21 protein-coding genes are annotated in these 26,135 nt (G+C 43.9%); 9 read left to right on the top strand and 12 right to left on the bottom strand.

Annotated elements, in window-relative coordinates; all coding sequences use genetic code 11:
- Nucleotides 1-25 precede the first annotated feature (25 nt).
- The gene (locus tag KE627_RS07250; protein ID WP_013728883.1) at nt 26-1,366 is read left to right on the top strand and encodes a hypothetical protein; all 1,341 of its coding nucleotides are present in this window, start codon (nt 26-28) and stop codon (nt 1,364-1,366) included.
- Between the two features lie 69 nt (nt 1,367-1,435).
- Here KE627_RS07250 and KE627_RS07245 read toward each other — a convergent pair whose 3' ends face one another.
- The 6 genes from KE627_RS07245 to KE627_RS07220 form a co-directional block, all read right to left on the bottom strand.
- The gene (locus KE627_RS07245) at nt 1,436-2,758 is read right to left on the bottom strand and encodes an MFS transporter (RefSeq protein ID WP_013728884.1); all 1,323 of its coding nucleotides are present in this window, start codon (nt 2,756-2,758) and stop codon (nt 1,436-1,438) included.
- Between the two features lie 61 nt (nt 2,759-2,819).
- Nucleotides 2,820-5,546 (bottom strand): family 78 glycoside hydrolase catalytic domain, encoded by a 2,727-nt coding sequence (locus KE627_RS07240; RefSeq protein WP_056938694.1) that lies wholly within the window; start codon nt 5,544-5,546, stop codon nt 2,820-2,822.
- Between the two features lie 23 nt (nt 5,547-5,569).
- Nucleotides 5,570-7,084 carry an MFS transporter gene (locus KE627_RS07235; RefSeq protein WP_013728886.1) on the bottom strand — a complete coding sequence of 505 codons (1,515 nt, stop codon included), beginning with the start codon at nt 7,082-7,084 and terminating at the stop codon, nt 5,570-5,572.
- 425 nt (nt 7,085-7,509) lie between these two features.
- A complete protein-coding gene (locus KE627_RS07230; protein ID WP_013728887.1) occupies nt 7,510-8,496 on the bottom strand; it encodes a helix-turn-helix domain-containing protein in 987 nt (328 codons plus the stop codon).
- 714 nt (nt 8,497-9,210) lie between these two features.
- The gene (gene gnd / locus KE627_RS07225) at nt 9,211-10,113 is read right to left on the bottom strand and encodes a phosphogluconate dehydrogenase (NAD(+)-dependent, decarboxylating) (protein WP_013728888.1); all 903 of its coding nucleotides are present in this window, start codon (nt 10,111-10,113) and stop codon (nt 9,211-9,213) included.
- A gap of 229 nt (nt 10,114-10,342) precedes the next feature.
- A complete protein-coding gene (locus KE627_RS07220; protein WP_056938693.1) occupies nt 10,343-12,937 on the bottom strand; it encodes a YfhO family protein in 2,595 nt (864 codons plus the stop codon).
- A 406-nt stretch (nt 12,938-13,343) separates the two neighbouring features.
- Between KE627_RS07220 and KE627_RS07215 the strand changes: the two genes are divergently transcribed.
- A complete protein-coding gene (locus KE627_RS07215) occupies nt 13,344-14,249 on the top strand; it encodes a DUF5776 domain-containing protein (RefSeq protein ID WP_013728890.1) in 906 nt (301 codons plus the stop codon).
- 36 nt (nt 14,250-14,285) lie between these two features.
- Nucleotides 14,286-14,780, top strand: coding sequence for a C40 family peptidase (locus KE627_RS07210; RefSeq protein WP_013728891.1), 495 nt, complete (start codon nt 14,286-14,288; stop codon nt 14,778-14,780).
- Nucleotides 14,781-15,015: 235 nt separating this feature from the next.
- On the opposite strand, the gene KE627_RS07205 is transcribed toward KE627_RS07210, so the two are convergent.
- Nucleotides 15,016-15,441 (bottom strand): OsmC family protein, encoded by a 426-nt coding sequence (locus KE627_RS07205; RefSeq protein ID WP_013728892.1) that lies wholly within the window; start codon nt 15,439-15,441, stop codon nt 15,016-15,018.
- Nucleotides 15,442-15,633: 192 nt separating this feature from the next.
- On the opposite strand from KE627_RS07205, the gene KE627_RS07200 reads away from it, so the two are divergent.
- Nucleotides 15,634-16,827, top strand: a complete 1,194-nt coding sequence (locus KE627_RS07200) for an MDR family MFS transporter (protein ID WP_013728893.1) — start codon at nt 15,634-15,636, stop codon at nt 16,825-16,827.
- A 78-nt stretch (nt 16,828-16,905) separates the two neighbouring features.
- Here KE627_RS07200 and KE627_RS07195 read toward each other — a convergent pair whose 3' ends face one another.
- Complete coding sequence (locus KE627_RS07195) at nt 16,906-18,312, bottom strand: APC family permease (protein ID WP_013728894.1); 1,407 nt, start codon at nt 18,310-18,312, stop codon at nt 16,906-16,908.
- Nucleotides 18,313-18,515: 203 nt separating this feature from the next.
- Here KE627_RS07195 and KE627_RS07190 point away from each other — a divergent pair, with 203 nt between their 5' ends.
- The gene (locus KE627_RS07190; RefSeq protein ID WP_013728895.1) at nt 18,516-19,094 is read left to right on the top strand and encodes a TMEM175 family protein; all 579 of its coding nucleotides are present in this window, start codon (nt 18,516-18,518) and stop codon (nt 19,092-19,094) included.
- Between the two features lie 145 nt (nt 19,095-19,239).
- On the opposite strand, the gene KE627_RS07185 is transcribed toward KE627_RS07190, so the two are convergent.
- The gene (locus KE627_RS07185) at nt 19,240-19,596 is read right to left on the bottom strand and encodes an iron-sulfur cluster biosynthesis family protein (RefSeq protein ID WP_013728896.1); all 357 of its coding nucleotides are present in this window, start codon (nt 19,594-19,596) and stop codon (nt 19,240-19,242) included.
- A 118-nt stretch (nt 19,597-19,714) separates the two neighbouring features.
- Between KE627_RS07185 and KE627_RS07180 the strand changes: the two genes are divergently transcribed.
- Nucleotides 19,715-20,665: an NADP-dependent oxidoreductase gene (locus KE627_RS07180; protein WP_013728897.1), complete on the top strand. Its 951-nt coding sequence runs from the start codon at nt 19,715-19,717 to the stop codon at nt 20,663-20,665.
- Nucleotides 20,666-20,996: 331 nt separating this feature from the next.
- Here KE627_RS07180 and KE627_RS07175 read toward each other — a convergent pair whose 3' ends face one another.
- The 3 genes from KE627_RS07175 to lplA all read right to left on the bottom strand — a co-directional run bounded on the left by KE627_RS07175 (nt 20,997) and on the right by lplA (nt 23,023).
- Nucleotides 20,997-21,476: a hypothetical protein gene (locus KE627_RS07175; protein WP_013728898.1), complete on the bottom strand. Its 480-nt coding sequence runs from the start codon at nt 21,474-21,476 to the stop codon at nt 20,997-20,999.
- The gene (locus tag KE627_RS07170) at nt 21,477-21,914 is read right to left on the bottom strand and encodes a DUF5391 family protein (RefSeq protein ID WP_013728899.1); all 438 of its coding nucleotides are present in this window, start codon (nt 21,912-21,914) and stop codon (nt 21,477-21,479) included. It lies immediately after the preceding gene.
- A gap of 98 nt (nt 21,915-22,012) precedes the next feature.
- Nucleotides 22,013-23,023 (bottom strand): lipoate--protein ligase, encoded by a 1,011-nt coding sequence (lplA, locus tag KE627_RS07165; protein WP_013728900.1) that lies wholly within the window; start codon nt 23,021-23,023, stop codon nt 22,013-22,015.
- A gap of 161 nt (nt 23,024-23,184) precedes the next feature.
- On the opposite strand from lplA, the gene KE627_RS07160 reads away from it, so the two are divergent.
- The 3 genes from KE627_RS07160 (at nt 23,185) to KE627_RS07150 (ending at nt 26,134) form a co-directional block, all read left to right on the top strand.
- Nucleotides 23,185-23,655, top strand: a complete 471-nt coding sequence (locus tag KE627_RS07160; RefSeq protein ID WP_013728901.1) for a universal stress protein — start codon at nt 23,185-23,187, stop codon at nt 23,653-23,655.
- Between the two features lie 70 nt (nt 23,656-23,725).
- The gene (locus tag KE627_RS07155) at nt 23,726-24,640 is read left to right on the top strand and encodes an RluA family pseudouridine synthase (RefSeq protein WP_013728902.1); all 915 of its coding nucleotides are present in this window, start codon (nt 23,726-23,728) and stop codon (nt 24,638-24,640) included.
- A gap of 24 nt (nt 24,641-24,664) precedes the next feature.
- Nucleotides 24,665-26,134: an amidase family protein gene (locus KE627_RS07150; RefSeq protein WP_013728903.1), complete on the top strand. Its 1,470-nt coding sequence runs from the start codon at nt 24,665-24,667 to the stop codon at nt 26,132-26,134.
- Nucleotide 26,135 lies beyond the last annotated feature (1 nt).

Here is a 26,135-nt window from a genome sequence, read left to right as displayed (position 1 = left end):
AATCAATAATTGAAGGGGGATTATCATGCACAAGAAATTCACGCTGGCCATCCTGGCTGCGGGGCTGCTGACAGGGTCAATCGTTTCAATTCAGTCAACACCGTCCGCCAGTGCCAAAACCAAAATTACCACTAACAAAACATTTAAAAAGACATCATTTCTGACCAACACTCGCAAATCAGTCTACGTTTGGAATGCGAGTTACACCAAGAAGCTCGCCAATCTGAAGAACTACCCACACACTAATCTTTATTCGACAAAGCGGGTCACAATTCGGACGAGCAGCTATTATGGTAGTTATTACTATGTCAAAAGTGCCAACCATAAGATCAAAGGTTACGTTTGGCATGGGAGCTTAGTTCCCGGCTCCTACATTAAAGGTGGCGGCTATCGCTATCCAACCAAACATGTGTTAATGTCGAGTACCCCATACAATAAGAAGGACTGGTCCACTTCCAACGACATCCGTCAAACCGGGCGGGTATTTGGCGTCATGAATGCGACTTCAATGAAGCCATACCTCAAGGTGCCAACCACTAGTCAACAAAAGCAGGTTATCAATTTTCTTAAAAAGAAGAATCCAAACGTTCCCAAGATGATTGAAAATCGCGTTTCTAGAGGGGTCCGCATCTCAATGATGAAACTATATATCAGCGGCCAAACTGTTGAACTGCCGATGATTGAAACGTATCCTTATCATTATTGGATGGACGTTAATTCATTCTATCCAGTTCTCCAACTCTCCAAACTGCCAAATCGAGCAAAGCCGATCAGGACTTACAGCGATGCCAAGACGGTCACAACGGTCTTTGGTTCTCGGACCTACGACTTTGAAGATCCAACCGCCCAATCCACCTCGAATATGGAGGAAGGTCCTATCACCAAGGTATACGGCAACGGCTATGGCCCGAACCATGATCTTTCCCTGGTGGATTGTCGGGATCGCCTACGTTATGTCACAACCAAAAATATCATCAGTATTTCCAACAACCAGCCAACTTTACGCGATGGCATTTGGTACGTGGCACCGTCCTACCAATTTGTCAGCATTGGCGGCCACGAACAAAAGTTAAGGAACTTAATTGATACCTCAAAATCGACTGATTATCGGTATGTGACTCCGAACGGTTTCACCCAATACAAGTACGAGAACAACAGTTGGAATCCCAAATTTGGTCTCAGCTTCGATTTTCAAAAGAACGGTGATGTGAAAGTCACCATCCATCAGCTATCTGGAACACTTAACCATCCAAAAACCGTTGGTGATCCACAAACGATAGCCACATTAACCGGGGCAAATGCCGACGCTGAGATGATGACTTATTTGAATCATTCAGCTGGGTGGTATGATCAGTACTTACAATAGAATCCGATCCAAAAACAAGCGCTCAGAATTTAATCTGGGCGCTTGTTTGCTTTCAATTATAAAAATGAGTTACTTGGCAGCAGCTGTGTTATCTGCTTCTTTAGCAGCGGCAGCTTTGCTTGCTTCATCACCATTAATCATGTTGTATTTCTTTTCATAATGGATCATTGCAAATCCAGCCAGGCCGAAGATTGCAACGATACCAACGAATCCCCACATTGTCATCTTGATAGTACTTGGAAGGACCAACAATGGTGTGAACATTGCTAAAATTCCACAAAGGAAACGTGAAACCCCATTGATAAATCCTTGGATACTTGCACGAATTTCTTCAGGGAATGATTCCTGTGTCCAAACTTTGTAAATAGCTTCACCTGAGAGCATACTTCCAACACCCCAAACGAGCATGAAGGCAACGATCAAGGCAATCGAAGTGGCTCCAAAGATTGCCAGACCACCCATTGCGATCAGTGCAAAGATAACGCCAAGGGTGAACCAAGTATTTCGTTTTGCGGAACCAGCAATCGTTACGTAGAAGCCTAAGATAAACAGCGCAGCGATGTGCAGTCCCAAACCAATACCAGTCGATAATGTCTGTGAGGCACCGGCTTTAACGAACATGAAGGTTGTGAATTGACCGAACGTGTTGGCAACAAAGTTCCAGAAAATGTAGTAGATAGCAATTGCAGCAAATAATCGGATGTAAATCTTGCTTCGTGAACTTCTAAAGAGTACCTGAATAACTGAAGCTTTTTCGGTTGGCTTTTCGTCCAGTTGTGCTTCTTTGGCAGCTAATCGTTCTGCAGCTTCTTTGTGGAGAACACGAATTCCTTTGGTGAATGTCCGCCATACCCAAAGAATCAAAGCAGTGATGGCGAAGAAACCAAACACAATTCGTCCACCAGTAACACTCATCGTAGAAACAACGAAGGCAGCACCAGTTGAAACAAATTGACCAACTTGCCAGAAAATTTGAGTTGAAGCAACCATTTCAGAAGCCATCTTCTGGTTAGGTGCATCCCTGGAAATCACCGTCAACGATACTGGCAGGTCAGTTCCAGAAGCAACCCCACAAATCACAACCCCTGCCAGTAACATGAGATACCCGTTTGCGAAGACACAAATACCGGCACCAATTGCATAAAGGAAATTCACCCAATCAAAGATTGCCACAATCCCAACTTTATCGGCAAATCGACTCCCAAAAATTGATCCAAAAGCAATGGCAAAGGTTAACGCACCGGAAATAATCCCGACTTGACCGTTGGTTAAATTCAGTCCCATCTGCCAGACGGTAATCGTACTTGCCAAACCAACAATAATTCCTGAACCAAGCATCGATCCCAGACCAGCCGAGACACTCAAGTTCCAATATCTTCCTAGATTTTTCATAATCCTGTTCTCCTTATCGTCCATTCCAAGGACGCATCAAAATATTTAACTTACAACAATATTAGTTGGTACGATATGAGATTTGATAATTGCCGGATCCTAAAACAATCTGACCAGTCTTCGTAAGCATCCCCTCCAAATCAGTTCCATTACGATCTTGAATCGTCATTAAATGACTACCATCAGGCAGTATCACTGTTCCCTTTGCATTCATTGGAACGTGGACAGTGACAATCTGTTCATCGGTTCCCACTGTTAGAGTGGCCTTAATAATCCCTTTTGCTGATGGCGTTTCAACGCTCACACGGTGGAGGCTGCCCGGCCGAATTTTGACACTAAAGTTTTCGAATCCCGGCTTGGTTGGGTTGATTCCCATAATCCCTTGCACGATCGTCAATCCGGGGGTCGCTCCCCACGGATGAGACATCGTCATATTAGGTTTATAGTGATTGCTCCAAGCCTCAGGGGCAATCGTCGCCTTCAAAGTATTCAAGATGGCCGCAAACGTCTTTTGATCTTTACGGTCGTCTGGGTTAGTTAGGAGACGTACCGCGTCATCGGCATGACCGCTGTCGATTAAACCTTTGAGCATAAAGTAAATGAAGTAGATACTGCCAACAAATTTGCCATCATTAGCGACAAATCGGCTCATCTTATCGGCCATCTGCTGATCGGTATAAACGCCATAGCACAGTGCATAAGCTGTTGCGTGATGAGATGTATGCTTATTAATCGAAAGGTCTTTATTCATCGAGTCGTAGAAACGACCAGTTTTGGGGTCATACATTCGATTAATTAATTCCTTTTTAATGCGGGCAGCCCGACTTCGGTAATGGTCGGCATCTGCGTGATGCCCAACAACGTCAGCAATTTTACTCATGCTCAGATAAGCGCCATAGAAAATTGCGTTGAATGGTGTATTGTACTCACCTTCGACAAAACCATCGCGTTCAGGAATCGGCCAATCAATCAACCCATCGTTGGTAACAAGGCCAACTTCTTCGTCAAAGTTGTCGTCGCCTTTGGTATTTTTCAAAGATCCTTTAAAGTCTTGTGAAGCGCCGTCAAAACTCTCTTCGTTTTTCCCGCGATTAAGCTTGTAAGTCAAATCAGTATATCGATTCTTCAAGAACTCATCATTACCGGTGTAGAGATAATCCTGCCAAGCCATTTCAATACTGTAGAGCTTGTAATCTTCGGGCCACGTTGGATTATCAATTAAGTAATCCATACTATGGCGATTGAGCGAGTATTTAGATGAAACAACGAAACTGGTATTGCCGTTGACTAACAGATCACCTTCGTACGGCCGTCGCTCACGGGCTTGGGAATCAACGTAAACATCCTGGTTAGTTGCTTTGATCGTATACTTGGACATCTCATATTCGCGGTTGAGTAGGTCATTATCACTGTCAAAGGCGGATTCTTGAGATTCAAATGGTTGCTCAATCGCCCATCCATCAATATCATTTTCATTTAGGTTGCCTTGGAAGCCAACCAGTTCAATATAGCGGAAGTTTTTAACCTGAAGAGTAGTGAATTGATTCTGTCCCTTCACAAACGTCCAGTTTTCAACATAATCGGGGCCAGCTGCTAGATGATGACGAACGTGTCCATCATCTTGGAGCTGCTCACCCATCAAAATCGTGACCCGTTGATTAAGTAGACTTTGAAGATTAACCTTAAGACTTCCAATAATTTCTTTTCCCAAGTCAACCAGGTAATCCTGATCACCTAACTTGATCACCTTTTTACTTGGCTCATGGGTTTCAAATCGCCGGGTATTTTCACTACGGTAAGGAATAAAAACTTCCTCATCGGAAACCATCGATTGTGGATTAACCCATACTGCCGGCCAGTTGTCATCGTTATATTCGACCTCCGACCAGCCTTGTGGGTAGTAGCGCAAATCAACATTTTCAGACACCATGCCGAAATACAAGCTGCGGATTTTTACACCATAATCGCCAAAGGCCGTGCTACCGTCTAAAACGTGCCAATTTTTGTCGGTCACGATTATCTGCTTCTTAGTCCCATCTGTTAGGTAGACTTCGAGTTTGCACCAGAAGGCCTTTCGATTCGACTTGGCAGTTGCCATGACAGAAATGACGTTTTCACCATTGATCAATTCTTCAGTGACATCGTATTTGTTATAGTAAATCCCAGTTTTGTCAGTTCCTTGATAATGGACTTGACGGTGAGCCGATCCAACACCAACGTTGGTACCATTCACCAGCAAATCAAAGCCTTGGATAAACAGTGGCTCATTACCCCTGGAAAATGCGGTGATAACCGCCGTATCAACATCTACCAGGTTAAGATCAAAGCGTGGACTACGAATAAAAACAACGTTTCCTAATTTGGGCAGTTCATTATCCGACTTAGGCCCACGATCTGCCCAAATCCCATGGATCGGCTCTACTTGAGGCTTATCAGTACTGATGAATTTTTCGGGTTGGGAAAAATCACTGATATTGTTGAAATTATCCTTGATCCGAACTTGCCAATAATACAGCTCCCCAGCATCCAAGACCTGCTCAATTTGAGGAATTGCAACACCCGTATTTTCGGAGGATTGTACCCAGCCCGTATCAAAGATATATTCTTGATTGGCCAATTGATGAAGGCGTTTGGAAATCACCACCTGATAGGCCGTTTGTTGGCTATTTGAAATATTGCTGTGATCCCACCAGCTGAATCTTGGGGACTTATCGACGTTGTAAGGAAACCGTAATAAGTTCACGTTCAGGTGAGTAGGAATTAATAATTCTTGTTGATTGTTAGTCATCAATTATTTTCCTCTCTAAAACTTCATTTATCGTCGGGCCAAACTTTGTCATAAGGAACACCGGTTAGATCAGTAACAGTCTGGGCAACCTTTGGCTCAACATCTGCCTTTTTACCACCATTTCGAAGCCTGGTAATCTCTTCAAGGACAATTTGATGTGTCTGTTTGTTAAGTTTGAAGGTCAAAGCTTCCAACAATGCCAGGATAATCAGTCCGCCAGTCCCAAAGAGCAGGATCGCTGCAATGGCGTGCTGAGCTTGAGGCGACTGGCTGGCGGCATTCTTGGCAAAGCCGTTACTGTCCAAAATAAATCCAACTGCAATCGTTGCGACAGCGACAGTTGATTTACGAGTGAAACTCATGACAGCCGCAAAGACACCGGCACGTCGACGTTTAGTGACAATTTCATCCAAGTCGGGAATGAATGGAAAGACGTTCCACGGTGTGAATTCCAAGGTTGCCCGCCCAATTTGATAGAACAGTGAAATGAAGAATAAAATCAAGATCACATGGTTGGTGACGTGCAGCTGGAATATCAGATAGTAACCCACAAGCATCAACAGCATTAACCCGTAACCGACTTCATACAAGAACTTCGGTCCGTATTTGACCATTCCAAATCCGGCAACGATTGTAACGACCAACCCAATTAATGACAGTGATAGCATGTTGGCTGCAACCGTCGCTGAAAGTCCCAGACAATAAATGCAGAAGTAAGCAAACACAGTGTTGAAGGTATCTTTTCCAGTAAACGAGAATAAATAGATCAACAGATGCTTTCTGAAGCTCTTAATTCGAAGCGTTGACCCATAGTCACACAGGAGTCCCCAGAAGCGATGAAGCAATGAGCCTTCATTGACTGAATCTTTCTCAAGCTCTGCGCGCATTTGAGGAGTAACTGGTTTTTCCCAAGTAACCGCGTAACAAACGTAAACGCCAATTGCAAAAATAATCGCAAATAACGTTCCGTTTACTAAGAACGGGATGGGGCTATGCTGACCCATGATGGCAAATAATTGTCCCGGAATAAAGGTTGCCAAGAAAGTTGCCCCAGCCGAGATGAACATTCTAGCAGATGATAATTTGGTTCGCTGATTATAATCATCCGTCATTTCATTTGGTAATGTTTCATAGGGAATCATCATCGCACTGGAAATGACTTCAAAAATCATATAAGTGGCGAAGTAATACCAATAATTCATCCCTGCGATCCACAGCGTAATGTAGAGCAACATAAGTGGCGAACCGATTAGTAAGAAGAAGTGCCGGCGACCAAATCGTTGCCCCAACTTCGTCTTATAAAAATTATCGGTCAGACTCCCCATCAATAAACTACAGATTGCGTCAGCTACCCGGGCGGCACCAATAATTGAGGCCCCTTGAACGGCAGTTAAATTACAATATGATGTATAGAAAAATAGCATCCACGCACCGATGATGGTCATCGAACCACCACCGACAAAATCAACAATCCCATAACCAATCCCACGCCAGACGGTGATCTTTCGTGGGGTATAAACTTTACTTTGTTTTGCCATTGCTTAAATCTCCTATTCTGAATTCGTTAACTAAACGAACCTCGTAACCTCCTTTGCAAAAACAGTTATCTGGTATATCAATCTGATATATCAACTGTATTAAGGTTATCTTGTGAACCCAGATCGGTCAATAAAGCGTTTACAATCTCTATAATAAAAATTTGGTATATCGGGGGTAAGCCTTGATATGTAGGGAATTATTCGTGATTTGAGAAATTATTCAGTTAGCAACAGATATGTACATTTGATACATAAACTAGGCAGAAAGCGATACGACTTCACAATCTTTTTTTGACTCTTGAACAATCCGAGCTATTTTCTGGGTAAATGAAAAGGCGTCTGCTTAACACCGTTATTAGTTTACTAAAAACTAGTAAATATTGGTAAATTAGCGGTTAAACAGACGTCTTAATTCGTAAAACTATTTAGTTTGAATTTTCTTTCCGACTTGATCCAGGTGCCATTTTGTAGTAACTGATATATTTCTTATAGAAAAAGGTCCGGTTTTTAATCCCTACCTCCTTGATAATCTTGGAAACTGGTAGAGTAGTTGACTTAATTAGGATATTAGCGTTGATCAGCCGCTGCTTTGTGAGAACATTTGAGAATGTATCACCCACCTCTTTCTTAAACAGGTTACTCAAGTAGTTTCGGTTGTAGTCGTACTTCGCAGCTAATTTTTCAAGAGAGGTATCCTTATAATTACCGTTAATTTCTTTGAGCATTTGGACAGCAATCTCCTGAGATTTTGACATTGGCTTATTCATATCTACTTTGTAGTTACGTACCAGCTGAGCAATCAAAATCGAAAGATAGGAGCTGATGATGGTATCGGCAAAGTCTCGCTGTAAATAGTATTCCTCAATGATTCGATCCAAGGTCTCTTGAACCTCGCTCTCATCTTCGTGCCCAAAGACCAAGTAATGAATCGGACTGTCATCGCCGATTCGCCGATTCAATAAAAATTCGTACAAAACGCTTTTACTACTTCGCAGGTCGCTTAACAAATCCAGGTTGATTTCCTTGTCGCGGAACAAGACATTAATTAATAGGTCATTGGTTCCTAGATAACCAACTGAATGTTTGCAACCAACATCAAGGAGTAAAACATCCCCCTGCTCCAAGTGAATCTGTTGTCCCTCAACAACCTCATCACAAGAACCTCGGAGCATATAGTTAATTTCCAAAAAAGTATGAGCATGAGTTGGGTACGGCGCATACCGATTATGCTTACTCACGTAAATGCTCTTATTCTTGAACAAAGCATCACTGATGATCGGCGTTTTTTCCTGTTCAGATAAGGTTGTATCATAGACATCTATTGGCAGATCATTATGAAATTCCAGGCTTTTCAATTGTTCTTTTTCCAGCTTCGTCGGCTTCATGAGTGTATTTAGAATGGTATCAAGCATATTATTCGTTCCCCTTCAGGTGATATTGCTATCCTATGATAACGCATTCAAAAGAATTAACATATTGATATTGTCAACGAACCTCTTTCTTATGTAAGAAGAAAATCGACATTTATTATATAAGTATCATATATACAGCCCGGTCTATTAATTATCTGTTTTGAAAAGGCAATTGCAAAACGTGTCACTTTAATTATGTATCATTTGTACATCTGTATTTGAAAACAACATTTTTTAATATAATCTATTAAAAATAACAAATGTTTCTCTTGTCTACATATTGGACGTGCTATTCAAGCCAGTTTTTGAGGATAGCTCCTACAGCCCTGACTCCCAGCTTTACTGTTATCTAGCGGAAACGTGCGCCTGCAGCCCAACCCCTAACGTATAAGAAAAGAAGGCCAACAATGAACGAGTTCATCATTGACCTTCTTCTCTTATACACCTGTATCTTCACTATTACCTAGCGGAAACGTGCTATTCAAGCCAGCTTTCTCCGCTTAACCAAATAACGGGTAGTAATGTGCACAACCCGCACATTACTACCCGTTATTCCGTTAATGCTTTAATACTGAATTACCTCAGCCTTTGAGGACAGCTCCTACAGCCCTGACCCCTACCGTGTAACACAAAAAAGCCAACGATGGACAAAGAACGTCCATCATTGGCTTTTCCGCGTTACACTCCGGGGTCAACCCGGGCTTAGTCGCTCACTTATTTTTTCATATCCATCGCATGGCCACCGAATCCGTGACGCAATGCTGATACGACTTTACCTGTGAATGTATCTTGTTCCATTGAACGGTTACGGGCGAATAATGCGTCCGTGATAACTGGAACTGGGATGCCTTGCTTGAGGGCTTCTTGAACAGTCCACTTACCTTCACCTGATGAGAACATCTTGCCGCTGATTTGGTCCAAGTTAGCATCGTTAGCGAATGCTTCTTGTGCCAATTCCATGAGCCAGCCACGGATAACTGATCCGTTAACCCAAACTTTGGCAACGGCTTCGTTGTCATAGTCATATGGGCTGTGGTCCAAGACATCGTATCCTTCACCGATGGCTTCCATCATACCGTATTCGATACCGTTATGAACCATCTTCAAGTAGTGACCTGAACCTGGCTTGCCAGTGTAAAGGTAGCCGTCTTTTTGTGAAATACCGTCAAATAATGGCTTGATGTGCTCGAAGGCTTCGGCACTGGTACCACCGATCATGAAGTTACCACCGTTGAGGGCACCGTTCTTACCGCCTGAAGTACCACAGTCGAAGAAGTTAATGTCTTTGTCTTCGGCAATCTTACCGTGACGAATTGAATCTTGATAGAATGAGTTACCACCATCGATCAGGTAGTCGCCCTTTGAAAGAAGGCCAACCAGTTCAGTAACAGTTGAGTCAGTTGGCTTGCCTGCTGGAACCATGATCCAAACAGTGCGTGGTGCGTCCAACTTGCTGACAAGGTCAGCGTTGCTTGATGCAGGAGTTGCGCCTGCTTCTTGAGCCAATTTGATGTTTGCTTCGTCCAAATCAAATGCAACAACTTCGTTACCGTTACGGATCATGTTCTTAACCAGGTTAAGACCCATTTTTCCGAGACCAATCATACCAATTTGCATAAGTATTGTACCTCTTTCGTCTTATATATTAGTTAGTTACTTGTCTACGATGCTTATTATATATTTTGAAAAGAATTTTCGCAAGCATTATTGATAATTATTTTCAAAAAGTGCGATATTCTTTAAAAATATCATGAAAGCCCTTTCTAAATGCCGACATGTTGGGGTTCTATATGAAAATCATTTTTAACCCGGATGCCCGTTGAATAACCTCATTGTTGAAAATGCTTTACATATTTGATTTCAACCGCCGCCAGATGGCAGTCCCAGTCAGCCCCAGCAGTCCGACAATCGTCAGCAATGCTCCGGCTAGTAGTCCTCTGATGTGATAGTTAAAGGCAATTTGGTGCCTACCAGGCGTCACACGGACACCCACCAAGCCGCCAGCAACCTTTTTAATCGGCCGCTGGTGCCCATCAACTTTGGCCTGCCAACCTTTATCAAATGGAATGGTCAACACCAGTGTTTGAGCTCGTTTGCCAACCGTTACATGCCCCTTGAAATGCGCACCATGTTCATTGAGCTGGCTTGGGTTTTGCAATTTAAATTTATGGTTGTCCTGATAGTTTTCAACCTGCCTGAGTTTGGCGAGATCGATTCCGCCCAGATCGCCGGCAACGTGATGCAGTTCCTTGGTTGAATGAATCGTCAGGGTTGAAATTTGACCCTTTTGCATATATCCCATCGGAATCATTTCCGTCCCCAAGCCACTATACAACTGAGAAAGTTTTTGGCCATTGATATAGAACGACACGTTTATCAATCTGACCCGTGGAATGTATAAATAATGCGGTCCGGTGGTGTTAGCCCAGAACTTGACTTTATATTCAAAATAGTCGCGATGAACGAACTTGGCACTGCTAATGGTTGTTGGCGCGTACACATACTGACGTTGGTTCCCCGCCGTTGCTTGAACAAAATCATTCAAGTTGTCAAAGGCTTGGCCCCGTTTCAACTTGAGGTCTTCAATCTGTCGGTTGGCCATAAATCCCAGCCCAGACGTTCGTTTTCTAACCGTTAAATGATTCCCATAACGTCCCAGGACATCATAATACTTCAGACCAAAGAAATAGTTGGTAATCGCCGTTCCGCCCAGCATATCAATCCGGCGAATGTTGCGGGTCGAAAATCCCAAGTCGCCTAAAACATGGTGAGTGTGGGCATTCAAAGTGGAACTATACGAACTGATGCCATGATTTCGGTATAGGAATGAATCGTTATACCCGCTATAGGGCACCTTGAACAAATCTCGGAACGGTTTATCAATAATCAAGAAACGATAGAAGCCATCATCTGATTGATATCGCTTTTCAACGCTCCCGATTAATCTGGTGGATTGCGCGTAAGTCCGTTCAAAAGCCTTTTGGTTGCCAAGTGGGGCTTCATCGGTGGCAATCATAAAGTTCAAGCTCAACTCAAATGCCAAGACGACACCCAAAAAGATTCGACTGGTCCACCGCTGCCTGCCAACGCCAATCATGGCAATCGTCGTCAGAAAAATCAGGCCGACCACGAAGGCAAAGATGATGTTGCGGACAGAAAGTTGGGGAATATCAAAACGAAATTCCATTAATTTTTGCCCTTCAATATTGGCAAAAATATACCCAATCAAAATCGCTGCTCCAAGGCCGACCGCCGAACGAATCAACAACTTCTCTTCGGCAAACATCCCCTGCAGATAACCCTCATAGGTCACCATGATGATCGCAAAGCTGAACAGAAAGACCATTCTAAACGGAAACCCAGCCGGCTGCTGCATCATGTGCCAAATGGTATTTAACGGTAAAAACCACATCCCAACAAAGATACCGCCAATCAAGATACCGGCAGCCTGCTTATCGCGCTGACTAACCAGCTTGGTGAAGAAGTAGACAATCGCTCCGATGATAAACAACGAGCCGGTGAAGAAACTGGGATTATGTACCAGCCGGCCGGCGAAATCATTGCCACCGACGCCGAGATTGACCGGAAAACTGAGTCCAAACGTTCCTTTGAACAGAAAGTTGGCGGCCAGTAAGTCCTTCTTCCCAGTAGCCATCATCGCGATGGCAGTGGGGATCAGAATCACGGCAACACTCATCCCAGCTAACAATGAATACCAAATAAACCAACTAATCTTTTGCCAATTGGCCTTCAGGTTTTGGAAAAATGGCAATGAATAGGGTTGATTCTTTTTAAGTAAGTAGGCCATATACAGAACATTGAAGATGCAGATGATGTATCCCATGTAGAAGTTGGTGAAAATAATCATGATCAAACTAACAACATATAGCGCAGGGTTCCCGTGATAATAGAGTTTTTCCAATCCATAGACCATCACCGGCAGCCAGATCAAGGCATCCAGCCACATCAGATCATAAAAGTACATGGCCACAAAACCGCACAAGCCGTATGCCAGGCCGCCATAGACTGCCATCAAGTCATAGTTTTGATATTTTTTAGCCAAGAAAACACTCATGGAAATGGAACACAAAATCAATTTGATCCAAATAATCAAATCAATGGCGATCGGCAGCTGAGCCGTTCCAAACAGCATGATGATTAAATTAAGTGGGCTCAACAAATAGTAAGCATAGATTGGCACCAAGCTGTCGCCAATCGACATCAAAAAGGAATACCCAGAGAAGCTGAAGTGGGCCAGCTGGTGCTTTAATTCAGCGAAGAACTGCAGGTATTGCGTCGACAGGTCACTGACCAGTAGATTGTGGCTGCCAAACGGGGCAATTCCAATCACCACAAATAAGGCACTGACCAACAAAATTGGAATCAGCACCGCCAAAATATAAAACGATCGTTTTGTCTGACGACCACGTTGTGACAGCATATCCGTCCACCTCAAATTTGATTTTCGATGCGCCGAAAATCGATTTCGAACTTGAATTCAGTTCCAATTATAACTGTTTGCTTGGATAAATCTTTCATTAGAGGGATTGATTTTAGGAACTATTAAAAAACGTCAATCTTTTGTTACACTTGACCCCCTTAACCTGTAACAAAGCAGCCGATTGCACTGAATTTGTCCTGTAATGCGGGCAAATTGACAAATATATCCAATAAATTAGCCGCTTTTTTCAAATTAGATTACCGTAACCATTGCCGTCACCACGCGACTCACACAAATACGAAGAAAGTGTGAAATTTTTCTTAACATTTATGAAACAATCCTGATACTGGTTGGTAGCATTCATTTCATATAATTGTTCTTGTAAGTTTTTAGAGGAGGACTATTCATGACATTGAAATTTAAAAAAATAGCCGGCCTATTAATGGGTGCCCTGGCAGCATTTACTTTTGCGACAAACGCATCAGCTGCCAAGACAAAAATTGCTGATGTTTCTCAGTATCAAGGAAGCATCAACTGGAGCAAAGCCTCCAAGCAATTAAAATTTGCGATCATCCGGGTCCAACACGGTGACACCGGCGATGCAGATTTCAGAATCGATACTCAAAAAGATATCAACGCTAACGGCGCATATAAATATAAAGTACCATTTGGTCAATATGGTTACGCAGAGTTCAGCAGCGTGGCCGATGCCAAAAAAGAAGCCAAGGACTTTTACAAGCGATCAAGTTCCAAAGCACGTTTCTACGTTTTGGACAACGAACATCGAAAAGGTAAGGGTTCGGAACAATCCTACGTCAACGCTTGGCTGGCACAGATGAGAAAGTTAACCAATAAGCCTTTGGTTTACTACTCATATCAAAACTACGTCAACGTTCACAAAATCAACTATTCCAAGTTTGATGGATCATGGATTGCAAATTATTCCGCTAAGCCAAACGTTTCAACCGACCTTTGGCAATACACTTCAAAGGGAAGCTTAAGCGGAATCAGCGGCAACGTTGATTTGAGCAAGGTCGTCGACAGCTCAACTGTTAATTCCTGGCTCAAGACTTCATCAGCCGATGCGGCTAAGCCAACCTACTTCACATCACTACCAAGTGATAAAGAAGTCACAGCTTCCAAAAACATCTATCAATATCACGATGCTAATTTCAAAACTCGGGTTTCAAAGATTACTGCTGGCAAGAAGCTTTCAGTTAAATCAATCACTCGTTCAAACGGCGGCGCTTATCGCTTCCAACTCACTAATGGAAATTACATCACAGCTAATAAAGCATACGTAACTGACTAATTTAACTAAACGACGAAATATAAAGGAGTACTCATCTTGTCACACAGTATTATTAAATCAGCTTTAAAACCATTATTGTTGCTCGCAGCCTTATTCGCATTCGCTGTATCTGCTTATACTTCAGCTAATACAGCCAGTGCAAGCTCTTCAGACCAATCATATTCAAAGGTCTTGAAGGTTGCCAAGAAACATCTCGGTGCCAGCTATGTTTACGGTGCAGTTGGTCCTACTCACTTTGATTGCTCAGGTTTCACCAAGTACGTTTATAAGCACTCAATTCAGAAGTCAATTCCAAGAACTGCCCAAGCACAATACAACGGTACCAAGAAAGTTTCAAAGAGCAACATCAAAAAAGGTGATTTAGTATACTTCGGCGGCAGCAAGCACAGCATCTCACACGTTGGTATGTACATTGGTAACGGTAAGATGATCGATTCACAAAACCGCGGTGTGATTACTGAAAAAGTTTACTCACCCTGGTGGCATGTGGTTGGCTTTTCACGCCCAGCTACTTTGAGTTACGATGACTAATCTATTTATATCAATCGTTAGATAGGAAAACGGATGTCCGGGTGGGCATCCGTTTTTTTAGTTTGTGGTGTTTGGTTGTGATTGATGCTTGAAAGTAATTTGCTTTTCTATAGTGAAAACGTGCTCCCAGAGCCAGCTTTCTCCGCTTAGTCCGATAACGGCAGTCAACGCAAAACGAGCGTTGACTGCCGTTATCACACTAATGCTCAAAAGCTAACCGGCTCTTGTCGCACTCTTAGAAGCTGAATTTGTCAACCACTTCAAAAGTAACATTCTCATTAGCCTTAAGTAATTTCGCAACTGGGCAGGTATCCAGTGCTTCGTCGACCATTTGTTGTGCCTGTTCGTTATCTAATTCATGGAACAGAATTTGACAGCGCACCACAAATTTATAACCGGTAGTATCCTTCAAGTTATCGACTGCAGTATGAATAACTGTATCCGGTTTGAGATTATGTCCCCGCTCCACTAAACCGATGGTTGCGTTAAAGCAGGTACTCAACGCAAAGCCGATAAATTGCTCAGGGTTGGTTCCTGGACTGTTAATCAATGAACTGCTTACGCCAAGAGCTAATCCTTCGTTGCCCCGGACGAAACTTTCACCAACTAATCCATGTTCATTAACAACTTCAGTATGATAAAGTGATCCGTCAACAGCCATATATAATTCCTCCTATTTAACAAATCCAATCCTTCATCCAACAACTTAATGATATGTGATTTAAATCGGTAAGTCCATCCAACAGCACTTACAATTGTTAACGCTTACTATAGTAATTATTTCCCCATTCAGGTCACTTTTTTGATACACTGGACGTTGGCGCAAAAATTCGAATGAAAGAAGGTCAACTACATGCCCGCAAAAGAAATGAATTTAAAATGGCTGATCATTGGGGCCATGTTCAGTAGTGTCGGGATGAGCTTTGTCTGGCCGTTAACCAGTGTGTACCTGCACGATCGGCTTGGTGTTTCACTCACCCTGATCGGAGTTGTCCTGTTGTTTAACTCCCTTGCCAGTGTGCTTGGCAGTTACCTTGGCGGGTACCTATATGACCGCAAGAACCCCTATCATCTACTGATTGGTGGCGTTGCCGCAACCACGCTGACTTTGATTCTGCTGGTCTTTTTCCATGGTTGGCCGGCATTTGGAATCATCCTATTTTTCAACGGGATTTCCGGTGGCTGGAACGTGGCCGTGGTCAACTCCATTGGAACCAGTATTCAATCTCAAGATAGCCGCTATGTTTTTAACATGCTATACTTCGCCCAGAATTTGGGAATCGTTATCGGGACCTCTTTGGTCGGCTTCATCTACAGCATCAGTGTAACTTTGATGTTCGTTGTCGCCACGGCTTTGTTCGTCGTTTTCCTGCTCATCGTTCTGGTCAAATTCAAACCGGCTGCCAACAAATCACGTAAAAAAGTTTCCGACACCGAAAAGACCACTTGGAGCTCCAAAAATTTGCCAAAGCCCAATGCCATTATGCTGTTTGCTTTTTTCCTGTCATTATTCATTATTTGGATCATGTACCAGCAATGGGTCTCCAACCTGTCGGTCTATATGACCGGTATCGGCATCCCGCTGCGCAACTACAGCTTCCTGTGGACGATCAACGGTGGCGTGATTGTCATCAGTCAAATCATCATCAATTGGATTTCCCGCTACCATGAAAACATGATTTTTGAAGTCTTTCTCGGCGTTTTCTTGATGTCGATGTCGTTTGTCGTGCTGATTTTTGCCAAAACCTACCCCTTCTTCGTGCTGGCAATGGTCACTTTGACAATTGGCGAAGCGACTGCCCTGCCGACTATTCCAGCGTTGGTTAACACGCTGACCCCGGTTGAGGCCAAAGGACGTTACCAGGGACTGATTCAATCCTGGGCCTCCGCAGGCCGGGCGTTGGGGCCGCTGTTCGGTGGTTTGATAATTGAGATGTCTTCGTACACCGCCCTGTTTATCATCGCCACCAGCGCCGTTTTATTAGTCCTGATGGGGTTAATTGTCTTGTGGAACACCCTGCACCGAAATCTGGTCATGTATCGATGAGTTTTGACCAATAATCTGGATGTATAAAAAAGAGCTTGCTGACAATATCTTGTCGCAAGCTTTTTTTGATGCAAATTTTTAATTACTTTTACCCAGTTGGCTATGACGAATCCCATAACTGAAGTAAAGAACCAGCCCAAAGGCGAACCAGATGCCAGAAGCAATCCACGTCTCAGCCTGCAATTGTGACAGCATCAGCATGCACAACAGACCGGAAACGATTGGCAATACTGGGTACCATGGCACTTGGTAGCCATGGTGGTTTTGAATTTCTTTGTTCCGTCGTAATGGAATAATCCCAAATGAAACGAACAGAAAGGCAATCAACGTCCCAATGTTAACCAGGTTGGTTAGTTGCTCCAGCGGCACGAAACCGCCCATGAAGGCAATGATGATTGTAATGGTAATCATACTATTTCTGGGACTGCCCTTTTTATCAAGCTTGCCCAGGAATTTTGGCAGGAGACCATCGCGGCCGATGGAATAAATCAACCGTGATGAACTGTAGATCATCGTGACCATCATGGTGAACATTCCAGCTAGGGCACCAAGGGAAATAATCCCGGCAACCCAGTTCAAATGAACAAATTGCAAGGCAAAAGCAACCGGATCAGAAACGTTTAACTTGGTGTAAGAAACCATCCCGGTCAAAACGATTGACACCCCGACATAAAGGATCGTTGCAACAATCAATGTCCCAATAATTCCAATCGGCATGTTCTTCTTAGGGTTCTTCACTTCAGCTGCGGAACTGGAAACCGCGTCAAAACCAAGGTAGGCAAAGAAGACGGCAGCGGCTCCGCCAAGCACACCACCGTGGGCACTATGCCAGCCAAATGGTAAAAATGGATGCCAATTTGATGGCTTAATGTAGAATAGGCCAACTACGATGAATAACAGGATAATACCAATTTTAACAACCACGATGATGTTGTTGAGCCGAACCGATGAACGCATCCCTTGGTTCAACATCCACGAAATCAGCACCACAATGATGATGGCAATCAGATTCCCATACGTCCCCTGACTTGGGACGAACGGCCCGGAGATCGCTTTTGGAAAGCCGATGTGAAAGCCTGCCAAAAACGACTGGAAGTAGGCGCCCCAAGCACTGGAAACCGCAGCTACGGCTAAGACATACTCCAGAATTAACGCCCAGCCGAGGATCCAGCCAATGATTTCACCAAAGACCAGATTCCCGTAAGAATAGGCACTTCCGGCAACCGGCAGGGCCGAAGCAAATTCTGCGTAACACATGGCGGCAGTTGAACAGACAATTGCAGCAACGATGAATGAAATAATAATACCAGGACCGGCTTTGGTTGCGGCAACCGTCCCGGGAAGAATAAAAATACCAGTACCAATCACGGCACCAATCCCCAGGGCAATCAGATCAAAGGCTGACATAGTCTTAATGAATTTCTTGTCAGTCTCAAGATAACGATCTAATTGCTCTCGGCGAAAAATACGAGCTAATAATGACATAAACGTGCCTCCACAGTTAAATGAATTCTTGATTAAAATACTTATTCTATTTTAACTTTTCAACCTGTATAAAGTCAATTTCATTCCCTTGATGTAACCGATTTATCGAAAAATAATTGCATATTTAATCGAAGTCGCCAAAGAACCATTCACTGCGAAATTATTGTATCCTTGTATTAAAGAGACTTCGAGGGGGGACGAATTTGAAAAAGAATCGGCTGGAAGCATTCACTGACGCCATTGTCCCGATTATCATGACCGTTCTGGTCTTGGAATTAAATCCACCAGAAAAGCTCAGCTGGCATGGATTCTGGGGAATTCGCGAAGAGCTGATGTCCTATGCGATTTCATTCTTCTTACTGGCAATCGTTTGGGGGAACCATCATCACATGTTCTTACTGGTCAAATCAATTGACGGCTTTGTGATCTGGTCAAACACCGTTTTACTATTTTTCTTATCGTTTGTGCCGTTTACGACTGCAATTGTTGACAATGATCCCAACAGCCTGTTTGGCTCCCAACTTTACACGCTGTTATTCATCTGTATTAATCTTTCGTGGAACCTGCTGCGAGTGAGTTTGGTGCGGGCCAACAAGTCAGTCAAGCCGCTGGTCGCATCGCTTAAACGAGATCCAAAAAGTATTTACACGCTGGTCGCATTCATCGCGGTCTTTCTCATCTCATTTTACTGGCACGAGTTTGGGATGATCGGGACATTTATCGTCATGTTGCTTTGGGTGATGCCTTATCGGAAGATTGAGGATGCCGCTAAGCGGATTTGAACTTGAATGTGCTCGGTGACTATTTAAAACACAGAAAGAGCCAAGGTAACGCTGCTTGTTAGCGATACCTTGGCCCTTTTTTACACCTCAAAGCTACCTATCCGAATTGTGGAATAACAAGCAGCTTCCAGAGTATAAGCGCTTGTTATTCCAAACTCTGCTTTGTTAGATCCTTCAATTCAATATTACTATCCATAATCCCACTCTCACCACTCAAAACAACTTGATTGTTCTTGTAGTCGAGTTTCATATCTTCATCGAGGTAAATCTTGCTGTAACCCTTGAAGTACCAGTCGCCGGTATTGGCTGATAATTTTGCGTCATAATCCGGTACCTTGGCGTCCTGGTCAACGGCAATCACGTCATAGCTGGTGTCCAACGAGCAAACGCCAACTTTCGAGAATGGCCCGACGCCATCGTCAAAGCTGAGCAACAGCTTGCTATTGGCAGGAAAGACTTTCTTGAGTTGTGTTAATGCTGCATCTGTAATTGTTAATTTCATTTTCTCACCTCTCTTCCTTATCCTAAACTTCTGAGCCGGAAAGTCAATTAGATTGTACACAATCCTTTTGATTTTTCATCAACTTCATTACCTGTTATGATATTGTCGAGGTGATTAAATGACAAATCAAATGAACGCCGTCGTGATTAACGATTACGGCGATCGAGATCAACTAACTGAAACCAAAATGCCAATTCCTAACATTAATGATGATCAACTCTTAGTAAAAGTTGTCAGTATCGGGGTCAATCCGATTGACTGGAAAACTCGTAAAGGCCTGAGGAAAGCACGCTACCCATTTGATTTTCCCATTATTTTGGGACAAGAAATGGCTGGTGTCGTCTCAAAAATCGGTGCCAAGGTGACGGGTTTCAAAGTCGGTGATGCCGTGATCGGCTATGGTACGCCCAGCAACCGCGGAACCTATGCGGAGTTTTATGCGATTGACGCGGATCAAGCCGCCCACAAACCGATTACCGTCTCCTTTCAAGAAGCTGCTGGGCTGGGACTTGCCGGCACAACTGCTTGGCAGGCTTTATTTGATGCCGGGCACCTCAAAGTTGGCCAAACTGTCTTAATACTGGCCGGCTCAGGCGGTGTCGGTTCCATGGCAATTCAACTCGCCAAACACATCGGCGCTCACGTCATCACGACCACGAGCGCTGCCAACGACAATTATGTTAGAGGACTTGGCGCTGATAAAGTCATTGATTACAAAACACAGGATTTTGCCAAAGTCTCACCAGAAGTTGATTTAGTCTTTGACACATTAGGCGGTCAAAACCAACTAGATGCTTTCAAAGTCGTCAAGCCTGGTGGGCGCATCATTTCGATTGTTGAAACCACTGATCAGGCAGAAGAACTCAGTCAAAAATATGGTGTGTCATTTGAAAAAATCAACGCCCATCCCGATAAAGACGTGATCACCACTCTAAGCAATAAGCTCGGCGCCGGCAAACTCAAAGTATCGATTGCGACTCAGCTCAAGTTCAATGCCGAGAATGTCCGCGAAATGCATAAACTCAGTGAAACAGGGCATATAGTTGGAAAATTAATCTTGAATGTTTAGTCCCAATCAGTGCGAAGTCAAAACGATCAAGCCATCAGTATAAACAATTGATGTTTTGCCGATTTGTTCATAAAAATTAGCAAAAAAAGAAGGTCAACCGGATTTCTCCAGTCGACCTTCTTTATTACGGCACCTACCAAAGTAGATGGACTTCTTGGATTCCACAATCCGCTAAAGTCAAACACCAGCAAATCTGTGCCTTAAATTGTGTCCCGCTCGAATTCACATTAATCGCTTGCGCAACAGCATAAATGCTGTGTGATTTCTCGACTCATCGCATACAAGTATTATGCCACGTTTCCATGAAAACATCAAGGCATCTTTCATTGGCCTACTTTTCTTCAGGCTGCTTTTCAAGGTTTTCTTTGACCATATCCAAATGCTCAGCCACCCAGTTGTTCATCTGATCCAAGTAGTTGGCGACGTTGCCCACGTAGTCATCGGCACTGGCGACCTCATCAATCCGCAAACTGGATTTATTGACCCACGGTGAACTGATCACCAGGTACACATTCACCGGCAATGTCTCTTGATCCTGCATCATTTTACTGATAACTTTGGCATCTTGGAATGGTAAATTGATCAAGTTGGTTTCCAAACGAATCGCAACATCTTCATCGGATGCCTTGACCTCGCCATATGCAAGCTTACCTAAGTTCAGTTGTTCCTCAACGTAGTCATACACCGGCTGCATCACTTTGGCCGGATCTTTCATGATGTCGTCGAGCTTCTTGGTGAAAGATTTGCCTTCAATCTTTTCATTAACCAAATCATCCACGAAACTTGCTGCATCTTTTTCCAAATTAGTCACCTATCTTCTTAATCCTTTTTGCTTGTTAATCCGCCGTTGAAATGTATCGTGTTGAAGCACTGCTCTCAATCTGAACGCCAAGATATACCAATAGACGTTGACGACAATTCCAAATGCGGCAACCGCCGACACAAACAGCTTGACCAGAATCGTCGCGTCACTATTCAGGAACATCGTCGAAATCATCCCCACGAAGCCAACCGAATAAATGGCGATCACCACTGCCAGCAGATAATAGCTGATTTTAACCCGTAGTGCGGCCAAAATCAACGTGGCCGCGTAAAAGGCGATCGCAATCCAAGTCACCTGCAATGCTTCTCCAGTCGTGGCCGGTGCTTTCAGTGCCATGAAAGGCAATGTCATCAACCAAGTCACTGCCAGGAAAACCACCAACGAGATGATTGCCCAGAAAATGGTCTGCTTTTCTTCTTTTTTCATTTAACGTTTTACCCTCCAGAATTCCAACAAAAAAAGATAAATTCGATGATGGAATTTATCTTTTTATTACCAGTTTTAGTGTACCTTATTAAAGCGGTTTAGAAAAGCATATCAAAGAAATCATCACGAGAAATTCCGGTGAAGTACTGGTTCAAATCAACGTCTTTCAAGGCATCTTCGAAGTCTTTACGTTCGAAACGAACACCCTTTAATTTGTCGGCAACTTCAGTTGAATCTTGTGGGCCAAAGTAATCCCCAAAGAATTTAACGTTGGATACCTTGCCGTCATCAACTTGCAGACGGGCATCAATGGTTCCGTTAGTGAAGTGTTGACGCTTCTTAACGGTGAATTCTGGTGAATTGCCATATACCCAATCCCAGTTGTTGTAGTAATCATCAAAAATCTTATCGATGCCCTTTTGATCGTCATCGGTTAAATGATATTCCTTGTCCTTGATCTGGTCGAGGTCATCCACGTGGAACAACTCTTTCAGTAAACGATCACGGAATTCAGGAGTGGTTAAGTCTTGATACTTCGGTGACAAGTATGGTTTCAAGTTGGTAACCCGTGAGCTGACTGACTTGATTCCCTTTGACTTGATCTTGTCTTCAGGAACGTCCAAAGCCTTTGGAATGACTGACAAATCAACATCCAGCATCAATGTACCGTGGGAGAACGTCTTGCCGCCCTTGGTGTACATTGCATTGCCGGAGAATTTCTTGCCGTCAACCAAAATGTCGTTACGGCCACTAACTTCAACGGACTTAGCGCCCATGTCGTGAAGCGCGTCAACGATTGGTTGAACGAATGACTTGAAGTCACCAAACTCTTCACTGTCACTGTCAACCACGAAGCTGAAGCAAAGGTTGCCTAAATCTTGGTAGACAGCCCCACCGCCGGAAAGACGACGGGTAACAACAATTCCGTGTTCATCAACATATTTTTTATTAATTTCTTCAAGAGTGTTTTGATTACGGCCAACGATGATACATGGTCCTTCAATGTAGAATAAAAGTAACGGTTCATCAAATTTTATCTCGTTCATCAAATACTGTTCAGTAGCCAAATTGCGCCTGATATCATTGGATTTCATGACATAATAGTACATAAAATAACAGCCTCTTTTCATTTACTTGATCAACTTGAATATTAGCACGTTAGGAAAGCGATTACAATCACAAGCAAAAAGTTGAAAATTTTAATTGATTACAAGCATCCAAGAGAATGGTATAGTTTAGGTAAGGACAATACGAATACGGGGTGATTGACATGCAACAGCAAAAATATGAAAATGTCTTGGTACCGGTAGATGGCTCAAAAGCAACCGAAAAAGTGCTGAATCGAGCAATTGAGGTAGCTCGGGACAACGATGCCCATTTGGATATCTTAAACATTTTGGAAGTAAACCAATTTAACCAAACTTATGGAAGTGCTGTAAGTGGGGACGTTGTTTTCAAGTTAACTGAAAATACGGACGATCAGCTAAAGAAATATCAAAAGAAGGCTGAGGACGCCGGCGTCAAAAGCGTCGACATCCACATCCGATTTGGCAACCCGAAACCAATCATTGCACGTGAATTTCCTAAAGACCACAACAACGATGTTATCGTGATCGGCTCCACCGGCCTAAGCGCCGTTGAGCGGTTGATTATCGGCTCGGTTACCAGTTATGTGACCCGAACCGCTAAATGCGATGTTTTGATCGTTCGACCAAAAGACAAAGTAACACCAAACAAATAACAAAAACAGCGTGTGGGCGGCGGCAATTATGTCGACGCCTTTTTGCTATCAACGATTAAGGACAATGAAGATGAAAGATATTCAGTGGTGTTTTAATGAGACTGTACCGGAAGCCATGAACGGCCGTCCCTTAAAGGCGCTTTTAAGTAATTATTGGCAGCTGCCCAAGCATCTGGTTTACAGTATTCGCCATGCCGAACGAGTGCTGGTAGACGGCCATTATCAGCCGGTAAATTTCCCGGTTAAAGCCGGCAGCCAAGTCCAGCTGACTTTTGTGCCGGCTGATTTTGCCAGACCATTTCCAAATGTCACGGCTGATTCAGCGGCCACGGTCGCGATTCTCTATGAAGATCAAAATTTAGTCGTCATGGATAAGCGGCGCGGTGATAAAACCCATCCCAACCAACCTGGTGAAGTTGGGGCGACGATTAACCATTTGGCGGCTTATTTGGCAACCGAAAAGACCGTTCCCTACATGATTCACCGATTAGATCAGGAGACCAGTGGGGCGATTATTTTCGGCAAAAATCCGGTGGTCGTGCCAATTTTGGTGGCCAACATCGCCAACAAACAAATTAAGCGGACTTATTTGGCCTGGGTTGAGGGAACCGACTTACCTGATGAAGGCACAATCAATCTGCCAATCGGCCGTGACCCAGATGACAAACGTAAACGAAAAATCAATGGGCCTCACGCGGCTCCTGCGTTAACGCGTTATCGCGTACTGCGCAAACAGTCCGGGTACGCACTCGTCCAGATTTCGCTGGAAACCGGGAGAACTCATCAGATCCGGGTTCATTTTGCCGCGCTTGGTCACCCTTTAGTTGGGGATCCGCTGTATAATTCAAGTAATGGTAGCCCTTTCTTGATGCTGCATTCTTGGAAGGTTGATTTATTAATGCCATTCACTAAACAACGAAAATTAATTGAGGCACCCATTCCGGATCATTTTATCAAGTTTGAGCAAGAATTATCCCGTCATTAACCGTGCCTTAGAGAGGAGTCGAATATGACAGAAACACATTTATCCAGTTACTCGGCAACTGAATTATCAGAATTAATCCGCCAAGGGAAGTTGGATCGGGTAGCACTGGTCCAGGAACTAATCGATACCGTGGAGCAGAACAATCCAAAGCTCAACGCAGTCACTACCTTATGGGGCGATCGCGCTAAAAAGATGGCCAGTCAATTTAACGATACCGGCCAACCATTTGCCGGGGTGCCCATTTTATTAAAGGGCCTTGGCCAATCCTTCAAGGGTGAACCTGATACCGGCAGCTCAATGCTGCTCAAGGATTACAAGTCAAACATTACCAACAACTTCGTTCAAGCTTTCTTGAAGGCCGGCCTCATCCCAGTCGGTGAAACCAATGCGCCAGAATTTGGGTTCAAGAACGTCACCGACTCAAGATTATATGGTGATGCTCACAACCCGTGGAATACCGATTATCAACCCGGCGGCTCCTCAGGTGGTTCGGCAGCTGCAGTCGGCGCTGATTGGCTGCCAATCGCTGGTGGAAATGATGGCGGCGGTTCAATTCGAATCCCATCATCATTCTCCGGCACCATTGGCCTCAAGCCAACTCGTGGCCGGGTACCAACCGGCCCAGGCGAGTGGCGGGGTTGGCAAGGCGCATCAATCAACTTTGCGATTACCCGGGATATGAATGACACCGCCCGCTTACTGGATGCCATATCGACTGTCCAGATGGCCGCCCCATTCCAAGTTCCACTTCCAGCAGCCTCTTTCACTGAAACCTTGAACAGCCTGCCCAAGACTTTGACAATTGCTTATTCCACAGAATCGCCAGTTGGGACGCCGGTTTCCGACGAGGCCAAACAAGCGGTTATGGATGCCGTTCAGTTTTTGACAGATGAAGGATACGATTTGATTCCGGCAGACGCGCCCATCGACGGTGTCGGGTTAATGAAAAGCTACTATTTGATGAACGCTGGTGAAACAGCAACGATGTTTGCCAACATGCACCTCAAAGATGACGTCATTAAGGAAAACGTTGAACCGTTGACCTGGGCGCTCGGTTATGCCGGGCGAGCAGTGACGGCCGTTCAGTACAGTCAAGCACTGACTTTTTGGGATAATATCGTCAGTGATATGGATGCCTTCCAGCAGGAATTTGACCTTTACCTAACGCCAACAACTGCCCATCAAGCACCCCGAATCGATCAACCATTAGTCTCAGCTGAGAATTTAACTAAAATGAAGCACATTGAAGAATTAAATCCAGAAGAACAAATGCAGTTGATTTGGGACCAATGGCTGCCTGCCCTGACCTTGTCGCCGTTCACTCAGCTGGCGAATATCAGCGGCCAACCAGCCATCAGCCTGCCAACCTATGTCGGAGAAAATGGTCTACCGCTGGGAATTCAATTCATGGCCAGAAAAGGTCGTGAAGATCTACTCCTACAGATGGGCAAATTCTTCGAGGATAATCAAAAATTTCATTTACTTAAGGACTAAT

The organism is Lentilactobacillus buchneri (assembly GCF_018314255.1).
In the GTDB taxonomy this organism is placed as follows: domain Bacteria; phylum Bacillota; class Bacilli; order Lactobacillales; family Lactobacillaceae; genus Lentilactobacillus; species Lentilactobacillus buchneri.
The sequence above is the reverse complement of the archived record's forward strand: the minus strand, read 5'-3'. Positions and strand labels throughout refer to the sequence as shown.

Excerpts from the sequence above, each read along its gene's own strand:
- KE627_RS07250 (WP_013728883.1), top strand. The coding sequence starts at position 26 with ATGCACAAGAAATTCACGCTGGCCATCCTGGCTGCGGGGCTGCTGACA.
- KE627_RS07245 (WP_013728884.1), bottom strand. The coding sequence starts at position 2,758 with ATGAAAAATCTAGGAAGATATTGGAACTTGAGTGTCTCGGCTGGTCTG.
- KE627_RS07240 (WP_056938694.1), bottom strand. The coding sequence starts at position 5,546 with ATGACTAACAATCAACAAGAATTATTAATTCCTACTCACCTGAACGTG.
- KE627_RS07235 (WP_013728886.1), bottom strand. The coding sequence starts at position 7,084 with ATGGCAAAACAAAGTAAAGTTTATACCCCACGAAAGATCACCGTCTGG.
- KE627_RS07230 (WP_013728887.1), bottom strand. The coding sequence starts at position 8,496 with ATGCTTGATACCATTCTAAATACACTCATGAAGCCGACGAAGCTGGAA.
- gnd (WP_013728888.1), bottom strand. The coding sequence starts at position 10,113 with ATGCAAATTGGTATGATTGGTCTCGGAAAAATGGGTCTTAACCTGGTT.
- KE627_RS07220 (WP_056938693.1), bottom strand. The coding sequence starts at position 12,937 with ATGCTGTCACAACGTGGTCGTCAGACAAAACGATCGTTTTATATTTTG.
- KE627_RS07215 (WP_013728890.1), top strand. The coding sequence starts at position 13,344 with ATGACATTGAAATTTAAAAAAATAGCCGGCCTATTAATGGGTGCCCTG.
- KE627_RS07205 (WP_013728892.1), bottom strand. The coding sequence starts at position 15,441 with ATGGCTGTTGACGGATCACTTTATCATACTGAAGTTGTTAATGAACAT.
- KE627_RS07200 (WP_013728893.1), top strand. The coding sequence starts at position 15,634 with ATGCCCGCAAAAGAAATGAATTTAAAATGGCTGATCATTGGGGCCATG.
- KE627_RS07195 (WP_013728894.1), bottom strand. The coding sequence starts at position 18,312 with ATGTCATTATTAGCTCGTATTTTTCGCCGAGAGCAATTAGATCGTTAT.
- KE627_RS07185 (WP_013728896.1), bottom strand. The coding sequence starts at position 19,596 with ATGAAATTAACAATTACAGATGCAGCATTAACACAACTCAAGAAAGTC.
- KE627_RS07180 (WP_013728897.1), top strand. The coding sequence starts at position 19,715 with ATGACAAATCAAATGAACGCCGTCGTGATTAACGATTACGGCGATCGA.
- KE627_RS07170 (WP_013728899.1), bottom strand. The coding sequence starts at position 21,914 with ATGAAAAAAGAAGAAAAGCAGACCATTTTCTGGGCAATCATCTCGTTG.
- lplA (WP_013728900.1), bottom strand. The coding sequence starts at position 23,023 with ATGTACTATTATGTCATGAAATCCAATGATATCAGGCGCAATTTGGCT.
- KE627_RS07160 (WP_013728901.1), top strand. The coding sequence starts at position 23,185 with ATGCAACAGCAAAAATATGAAAATGTCTTGGTACCGGTAGATGGCTCA.
- KE627_RS07155 (WP_013728902.1), top strand. The coding sequence starts at position 23,726 with ATGAAAGATATTCAGTGGTGTTTTAATGAGACTGTACCGGAAGCCATG.
- KE627_RS07150 (WP_013728903.1), top strand. The coding sequence starts at position 24,665 with ATGACAGAAACACATTTATCCAGTTACTCGGCAACTGAATTATCAGAA.